Source organism: Lacisediminimonas sp. (assembly GCF_030645335.1).
Classification (GTDB): Bacteria; Pseudomonadota; Gammaproteobacteria; order Burkholderiales; family Burkholderiaceae_D; genus Lacisediminimonas.
The window spans coordinates 1-8,296 of the sequence record NZ_JAUSNH010000058.1 but is presented as its reverse complement, the minus strand read 5'-3'; the positions used below and the strand labels follow the sequence as shown (position 1 = coordinate 8,296).

6 protein-coding genes and 2 tRNA genes are annotated in these 8,296 nt (G+C 60.8%); all 8 read left to right on the top strand.

From position 1 onward, the window contains the following. The coding region (gene ftsH, locus Q7T64_RS04370) for an ATP-dependent zinc metalloprotease FtsH (protein WP_304791776.1) at positions 1-1,408 on the top strand (1,408 nt) is incomplete at its 5' end. A 112-nt stretch (positions 1,409-1,520) separates the two neighbouring features. Beyond that, positions 1,521-2,393 (top strand): dihydropteroate synthase, encoded by an 873-nt coding sequence (gene folP, locus Q7T64_RS04365; protein ID WP_304791772.1) that lies wholly within the window; start codon positions 1,521-1,523, stop codon positions 2,391-2,393. A gap of 26 nt (positions 2,394-2,419) precedes the next feature. Further along, positions 2,420-3,757 (top strand): phosphoglucosamine mutase, encoded by a 1,338-nt coding sequence (glmM, locus tag Q7T64_RS04360; protein WP_304791769.1) that lies wholly within the window; start codon positions 2,420-2,422, stop codon positions 3,755-3,757. A 115-nt stretch (positions 3,758-3,872) separates the two neighbouring features. Beyond that, positions 3,873-3,949 (top strand) — tRNA-Pro (locus Q7T64_RS04355). 182 nt (positions 3,950-4,131) lie between these two features. Continuing rightward, positions 4,132-4,208 (top strand) — tRNA-Arg (locus Q7T64_RS04350). A 198-nt stretch (positions 4,209-4,406) separates the two neighbouring features. Next, the gene (locus tag Q7T64_RS04345) at positions 4,407-5,945 is read left to right on the top strand and encodes a DUF4118 domain-containing protein (protein ID WP_304791766.1); all 1,539 of its coding nucleotides are present in this window, start codon (positions 4,407-4,409) and stop codon (positions 5,943-5,945) included. Continuing rightward, complete coding sequence (kdpE, locus tag Q7T64_RS04340; protein ID WP_304791763.1) at positions 5,942-6,631, top strand: two-component system response regulator KdpE; 690 nt, start codon at positions 5,942-5,944, stop codon at positions 6,629-6,631. The genes Q7T64_RS04345 and kdpE overlap by 4 nt, the downstream gene beginning before the upstream one ends. A gap of 8 nt (positions 6,632-6,639) precedes the next feature. Further along, positions 6,640-8,296, top strand: a 1,657-nt coding sequence (locus Q7T64_RS04335) for a potassium transporter Kup (protein WP_304791760.1), incomplete at its 3' end; no start/stop codon positions are given.

Sequence of the window (8,296 nt, the reverse complement as noted above, 5' to 3'; positions counted from 1 at the left end):
TGCCGGTTGCGATGAAGCCAAGGAAGAAGTGCAGGAGCTGGTCGATTTCCTGCGCGATCCGACAAAATTCCAGAAGCTGGGCGGCCGCATTCCGCGCGGCGTGCTGATGGTCGGCCCGCCGGGTACCGGTAAAACCCTGTTGGCACGCGCCATCGCCGGCGAAGCCAAGGTGCCATTCTTCACCATTTCTGGCTCTGACTTCGTTGAAATGTTCGTCGGCGTCGGCGCATCCCGCGTGCGCGACATGTTCGAGAACGCCAAGAAGCACGCTCCCTGCATCATTTTCATCGATGAAATCGACGCCGTTGGCCGTCATCGCGGCGCCGGCATGGGCGGCGGTAACGACGAGCGCGAGCAGACCCTGAACCAGTTGCTGGTCGAGATGGACGGCTTCGAGGCCAATGCCGGCGTCATCGTGATCGCCGCCACCAACCGTGCCGATGTGCTGGACAAGGCGCTGTTGCGTCCCGGCCGCTTCGATCGCCAGGTCATCGTTGGCCTGCCCGACATCCGCGGTCGCGAACAGATCCTGTACGTACACATGCGCAAGGTGCCGATCGCGCCTGACGTGCGCGCCGACCTGCTGGCACGCGGCACACCGGGCTTCTCCGGCGCCGACCTGGCCAACCTGGTCAACGAAGCCGCATTGTTCGCCGCCCGCCGCAACAAGCGCCTGGTGGAAATGCAGGACTTCGAGGACGCCAAGGACAAGATCGTCATGGGGCCGGAGCGCAAATCCGCCGTCATGCGCGAGGAAGAGCGCCGCAATACCGCCTTCCACGAGTCCGGCCATGCCGTGGTCGCCAAGTTGCTGCCCAAGGCCGATCCGGTACACAAGGTCACCATCATGCCGCGCGGTTATGCGCTTGGCCTGACCTGGCAGTTGCCCGAGCATGACCGGGTCAACATGTACAAGGACAAGATGCTGGAAGAAATCGCGATCCTGTTCGGCGGGCGTATTGCCGAAGAGATCTTCATGCACCAGATGTCAACCGGCGCATCCAACGACTTCGAGCGCGCTACCAAGCTGGCCCGTGCGATGGTGACCCGTTACGGCATGTCCGAGTCGCTCGGCACCATGGTCTACGAGGACAGCGAGCAGGACGCTTATTTCGGGCGCATGGCTTCCAAGACCGTGTCCGAAGCGACCCAGCAAAAGGTTGACCTGGAAATCCGTCGCATCCTGGATGACCAGTACGCACTGGCGCGCCGCCTGCTGACAGAAAACAGCGCCAAGGTCGAATTGATGGCCACGCGCCTGCTCGAATGGGAAACGCTGGAGGCCGACCAGATCACCGACATCATGGAAGGGCGCGAGCCGCGGATGCCGAAGGCTGGTCCACCGCCCAAGCGCCCAAGCGACAGCAGCGGCGGCGATGTGGCGCCCACGGCGACCGCGCCGGCCTGACCGGCGCGCCGTCCGGCACCAATCGGGGTGGGGAGCAATCCCCGCCCTTTTTTGTATGTATTCCTGGTCTTTCGGTTTTTCATTCCATCGCACACCCATCTAAGTCCGGGCCATGAACGTCACTTTCCAATGCGGACGCTACCGCTTGCCGCTTGATCCCCGCCAGTCACGTCCCCTGGTGATGGGGATACTCAATGTCACCCCCGATTCATTTTCGGATGGCGGCCGTTTCAATTATCTTGAATCCGCACTGGGCCACGCCGAGCAAATGATTGCCGACGGCGTCGACATCATCGACATCGGCGGCGAATCGACCCGGCCGGGGGCGCAAGTCCTGAGCGTGGCTGAAGAACTGCGGCGCGTGCTGCCGGTGGTATTTGCGCTGCGCGACTGCGGCAAGCCCCTGTCGGTCGACACCTGCAAGCCCGAGGTGATGCATGAAGTGCTGGCAGCCGGCGCCGACATGATCAATGACATCAACGGCTTTCGCTCGGACGGCGCACTGCGCGCGATTAAGGATAGCGATGCGGCGCTGTGTATCATGCATATGCAGAACGAGCCAGGGACGATGCAGCAGAATCCGCACTATGACGATGTGGTGGCGGAAGTGACGGCTTTCCTGCACCAGCGCGTCGACGCCATCGCCGCCGAAGGCATTGCGCCGCAGCGCATGTGCGTGGACCCCGGCTTCGGTTTTGGCAAGACGATGGAGCACAACCTGGCGTTGTTGCGGCGGGTGGGCGATATCCAGCAATCGCTGGGCCTGCCCTTGCTGGCCGGCTTGTCGCGCAAGTCGACGCTGGGCGTCATCACTGGCCGGCCGGTCGAGCAGCGCATGGCGGCCAGTGTTGCCGCCGCCCTGGTGGCGGCAGAGCGCGGAGCGCGCATCGTGCGCGTGCATGACGTGGCGCAGACGGTGGATGCGCTGAAAGTATGGTTCGCAGTCGGGCAGCCGGCTACGGTACAAGGGCAACAACAAAAGTAACGACAAGAGTAACGACAAGGGCAGCAATGACAAGAAAATATTTCGGCACCGATGGCGTCCGCGGAACCGTGGGCAGCCTGCCGATCACGCCCGATTTCATCATGAAACTGGGCTACGCCGCCGGCCGCGTGCTGGTGCAATCGCAACCGGGCGTGGTGCGCCATGAAGTCCTGATCGGCAAGGACACCCGCATCTCCGGTTACATGCTGGAAGCGGCGCTGGAAGCCGGCTTCGCCGCTGCCGGTGTCGATGTGCTGCTGGCCGGTCCGATACCGACGCCCGCCGTCGCCTACCTGACGCGTGCATTGCGCTTGTCCGCCGGCGTCGTCATTTCGGCGTCCCACAACGCCTTCCAGGACAACGGCATCAAGTTTTTTTCCGCCAGCGGCAACAAGTTGCCGGACGAGGTCGAAGTGTCGATCGAGCGCGAGCTCGACAAGCCGATGCAATGCGTTCCTTCCGAGCGGCTGGGCAAGGCCCGGCGGCTGGAGGATGCGCGCGGCCGCTACATCGAATTCTGCAAGAGCACGTTTCCGAACGAATCCGACCTGCGCGGCATGCGCATCGTGGTCGATTGCGCCCACGGCGCGGCCTACCATATCGCGCCGCATGTGCTGCACGAGCTTGGCGGCGAAGTGATCGCTATTGGCGACAAGCCCAATGGCTTCAATATCAATGATGGCGTTGGCGCGACCGCACCGGCAGCGCTGGCCGCCGCGGTACGCGAGCACCGTGCCGATATCGGCATTGCGCTCGATGGCGACGCCGACCGGCTGATCATGGTGGACGGCGCCGGCCAGACCTATAACGGCGACCAGCTGCTGTACGTGATGATCAAGCACCGCCTGTCGCTCGGCGCGCTACCCGGCGTGGTCGGCACCCTGATGACCAACATGGCAGTTGAGGTCGCGCTCAAGCGCATGGGCGTGGGCTTCGCGCGCGCCAAGGTCGGCGACCGTTATGTACTGGAAATGCTGCTTGAGCGCGGCTGGCAATTGGGCGGCGAGGGCTCGGGCCACTTGCTGTTCCTCGACAAGCACACCACCGGCGACGGCATCGTGTCGGCATTGCAGGTACTGGCCGCACTCAAGGCCAGCGGCATGACGCTGGCCCAATCCTGCGCGGACTTGCCGCTTTTTCCGCAAACGTTGATCAACGTAAAAGTCAGTCCTGGCTATGCCTGGCAAAAGCAGGCAGCGGTGGTCGATGAAAAGGAATTGGTCGAGGCCGCGCTGGGCGACACCGGACGGGTGCTGATCAGGCCATCCGGCACCGAGCCGCTGTTGCGGGTGATGGTGGAGGCCGAGACTGCGGAGCTGGCCAATACGATGGCGCGCCGTATTGCCGACAAGATTTCCGGCTGATCCTGAAAAAACCGTGGCAGTGGGCGGAATTCGCCGTGAATTGTTCAGGCTGGCAAAAGTTTTACCCTCATTGGCATTGACCAAGATACGGGTCTAAGGTATTATCTTTCCTCTTCGGAGTGTGGCGCAGCCCGGTAGCGCACCTGGTTTGGGACCAGGGGGTCCAAGGTTCGAATCCTTGTACTCCGACCAGTAATACTACGGGCCTGATCATGTTGCATGATCAGGCCCGTTTCATTTGGCAAATGCGAAAACAAGCAAAGCGGGCAAACTTCAACATTGCTCAGCAATTGTCCAGATGCAGCTGCCTTGGCGCGCAAGCAATGCCAGCAGTTCTTGCCATCGCCGCTTGCCCGTCGTAAATTCTCCCTGCACCGTCCTTAGCTCAGGTGGATAGAGCAACGGCCTTCTAAGCCGTAGGTCACACGTTCGAGTCGTGTAGGACGGGCCATCAAATCAAACTTTCCAGTGTATCCGCGCCTCAGGCACCACGCCGCCGGATTAGTCTGCAAACAGTTCAATGACCGCCTCTGCCGCCTTTGTCCTGCCGTAAATCTTTACGACATTTTTACGGCCAAGCCGGGAAAATGGTCAGCGTTTTTATACGGGTTAGCCTAGTCTGTTGCTATCCCATTTCTGGAAACGCGACATGGAACCGACGGCCAATCCCTCTGCTGCCAGGAACGAACGACTGTCAGCCCTGCGCAGTCTCGGCCTGACTATCCTGGCTTGCATTGGCACCACGGTCATTGCTACGCCCTTGCTCGGGCGCCTCGACCTGGCAAACATCGTCATGCTTTTCTTGCTGACGGTGCTGGTCATAGCGGTCAAGCTCGGCCGGAACGCCGCTATCCTGGCATCGATCCTCAGCGTGCTCCTGTTCGACGTTTTTTTCGTCGCCCCGCGCTTCTCGCTCGCTGTCAGTGACCTCCAGTACCTGGTGACCTTTGCGGTCATGCTGGTCACTGGCTTGACTACCGCGCATTTCACGTCGGTACTGCGGCAGCAGGCAAAGGACGCACTACAGCGCGAGCAGCGCACCGAAGGGCTATACCTGTTGGCGCGCCAGCTGGCCGGCGCGCTAACAAGGAAGCAGCTCGTCGAAACCACTGAAGCCTTCATCAAGGAACAACTCGCCGCCCAGTCCAGCATCCTGGTGCCGGACGAAGCCGGGAAAGGATTGGTCAGTGCCAGCGTAGCGAATTCGTTGCCGATCGAAGCTCGACTGGCAGCAGTCGCCCTTGAAAGCGGCAAGTTGGTTCGCAGCGACGATGTCAGTGGCATGGGCTATGCCGCGCTTTACCTGCCGCTACGTGCTTCGATGCGCATTCGCGGCGTACTGGCCGTGCGCTTTGCCGACAAGGTCGACGAGCCCATGCCGGAGACAGTTTCCCTGCTTGAAGCACTGGCTTCGCTGGTCGCGGTTGCCCTGGAGCGCTTGCACTACGTCGAGGTGGCCCAGGCCACCGAAGTCAAGATGCTGACCGAACGCTTGCGCAGTTCCATCCTGTCCGCGTTGTCCCATGACCTGCGTACCCCGCTGACGGCCATGGTCGGCCTGGCCGATTCGCTTTTCCTTGTCAAGCCAGCCTTGCCTGCGGCTGCGCTTGAAACCGCGCAGGCGCTGCACGAGCAGTCTGCCAGGCTCGCTGGCCTGGTCGGCAATCTCCTTGACATGGCCCGGCTCAATGCCGGAGAGGTCACGCTACGCCGCGAGTGGCAGCCGCTGGAAGAAGTGGTTGGCGCCGGCATCAAGTTACTCGGCAATGCCTTGGCCGATCACCCGGTCAAGGTCGATTTGCCAGCCGATTTGCCGCTGCTTGAATTCGACGCGGTGCTGCTTGAGCGCGTACTGTGCAACTTGCTGGAAAATGCCGCGAAATATGCGCCGGCCCATACGCCGATCGAGTTATCGGCGCGACGTACTGGCGAGGTGGTCGAAGTGATGGTCAAGGATTGCGGCCCCGGTTTCCCTCCGCAGCGAGGCGATGAACTCTTCGACATGTTCGTTCGTGGCCCAACAGATTCCGGCAAGCCGGGGGCGGGCCTGGGCCTGGCTATCTGCAAGGCTATTGTTGAAGCACATGCTGGCCGAATTCAAGCCGGGAATCGGCTTGAGGGCGGCGCCTGTGTCAGTTTCACGCTGCCCGTTGGCAACCCACCGGTGGTCGAGGAGGAGCTGGCATGAGTACGCCAGCCAAAGTCTTGGTCATCGAGGATGAAAAGCAGATTCGTCGCTTTGTGCGGATTGCGCTGGAAGAGGAAGCTTGCCAGGTTATCGAAGCGGAAACCATGGCACAGGGGCTGATAGAGGCTGGTTCCCGCAAGCCGGATTTGCTGATCCTTGACCTCGGGCTGCCAGATGGAAATGGCATCGACCTGGTACGTGACCTGCGCGGCTGGTCTGATATGCCGGTGCTCATCCTCTCGGCCCGGTCCCAGGAATACGACAAGATTGATGCGCTTGATGCCGGCGCCGACGACTACCTGACCAAGCCCTTCAGTGTCGGTGAATTGCGGGCCAGGGTCCGTGCACTGCTGCGGCGACGCAGTCGCAGTGGCGAAACAGTATCCCCCGTCATCGAATTCGGCAGCGTTGTGGTTGACCTGTCGCGGCGGACGGTGACCCGCGCCGCGGAGCCGGTCCATCTGACGCCACTTGAATATCGCTTGTTGTCGGTATTGTTGGCACAGCCAGGCAAGGTGCTCACCCAGCGCAATCTGCTGCGGGAAATCTGGGGGCCGTCTTATATCGAGAGCAGCCATTATCTTCGGGTCTACGTTGGCCATTTGCGCCAAAAGCTGGAAGACGACCCAGCGCAGCCCAAACACTTTTTGACAGAAACCGGCGTGGGCTATCGCTTCCAGCCGTAGGGGGGATTTTGGAACAAGATCAAGACAAGAAGCGTCTGGCGACGCTGACGCTGGCAGCGCTCGGCATCGTTTATGGCGACATCGGGACCAGTCCGTTGTATGCCATCAAGGAAGTGTTCGGGGGATCCCACCATCCCGTGCCGATTACACCTGACAACGTATTGGGCATCCTGTCGCTTTTTTTCTGGTCGCTCATCATCGTGGTGACGGTGAAGTACGTTTGCTTCATGATGCGCGCCAACAACAAGGGCGAAGGCGGCATCATTGCCCTGATGACGCTGGCGCTGCACAAGGGCACACCCGGCACCTGGCAGCAGAAGCTGTTGCTAACCCTCGGCTTGTTCGGTGCTGCATTGTTCTATGGCGACGGCGTCATCACGCCGGCGATTTCGGTACTATCGGCCGTCGAAGGGCTGGAAATCATCACCCCGGCATTCAAGCCCTATGTCATTCCGATCACGCTGCTCGTGCTGGTCGGACTGTTCATGTTCCAGCGGCGGGGAACCGCCAGCGTCGGTGCCTTGTTTGGTCCGGTCATGCTCATCTGGTTTGCAGTACTGGCGCTGCTCGGCACCCTGTCCATCATCGGCAACCCCGCTGTGCTGGCGGCAGTCAATCCGCTGCATGCTTTCCACTTCCTGTCGGGCAACTCGCTGCTGGGGTTTTTTGCCCTGGGTGCGGTAGTGCTTTGCATTACGGGCGCCGAAGCCCTGTATGCCGACATGGGACACTTCGGTGCCAAGCCAATTCAGTATGCGTGGCTGGGCTACGTCATGCCGGCATTGCTCATCAACTATTTCGGCCAGGGCGCATTGTTGCTGTCCAACCCGGGCGCCGTGGCAAACCCGTTTTATCTGCTGGCGCCGGAATGGGCGATGTTCCCCTTGGTTGTATTGTCTACGGTCGCCACCATCATTGCGTCACAAGCGGTTATTTCCGGCGCTTTTTCCATTACCCAGCAGGCCATCCAGCTGGGTTACTCGCCACGCCTTGAAATTCAGCATACGTCCGACAGGGAAATCGGCCAGGTATATCTGCCAGGCATCAATTGGCTGCTGCTGGTGGCGATCATTGCCCTGGTCATTGGATTCGGTTCGTCATCGAAGCTCGCGGCAGCCTATGGCATTGCCGTTACCGGCACGATGCTCATTACCAATATCCTGGCGATTGCCGTCGCCATCCGGCTCTGGGAATGGAGTCCTGTGCGTGCGGTCCTGGGCGCCTTGCCGTTCATCTGCATTGACCTTGGATTCTTCCTGGCCAACTCCGTGAAAATACCGGACGGCGGCTGGTTCCCGCTGGTATTCGGCCTGGCCGTCTTCATCCTGCTGACGAGCTGGAAGCGTGGACGCGAACTATTGGGCGAGCGCCTGGCAGCTGACGCAATGGCATTGAAGCCATTCATTGCGAACATTACCGAAAGTGGCGTAGAGCGCGTACCAGGGACAGCGGTTTTCCTGAGCCCGGACCCCGAATCGGTGCCACATGCGATGCTGCACAGTCTCAAGCATTACAAGGCATTGCATGAGCAGGTAGTCGTCCTCAGCGTTGAAGTGCTGGACGTGCCTTACGTGCCAGATGCCCAGCGTGTCGAGGTGCGCCGTTTGAGCGGGAATTTCAATCAGGTCATCGTCCGATACGGCTTCAAGGATGAGCCCGATATTC

Coding starts and splice junctions, on each gene's coding strand:
- folP (WP_304791772.1), top strand. CDS start 1,521: ATGAACGTCACTTTCCAATGCGGACGCTACCGCTTGCCGCTTGATCCC.
- glmM (WP_304791769.1), top strand. CDS start 2,420: ATGACAAGAAAATATTTCGGCACCGATGGCGTCCGCGGAACCGTGGGC.
- Q7T64_RS04345 (WP_304791766.1), top strand. CDS start 4,407: ATGGAACCGACGGCCAATCCCTCTGCTGCCAGGAACGAACGACTGTCA.
- kdpE (WP_304791763.1), top strand. CDS start 5,942: ATGAGTACGCCAGCCAAAGTCTTGGTCATCGAGGATGAAAAGCAGATT.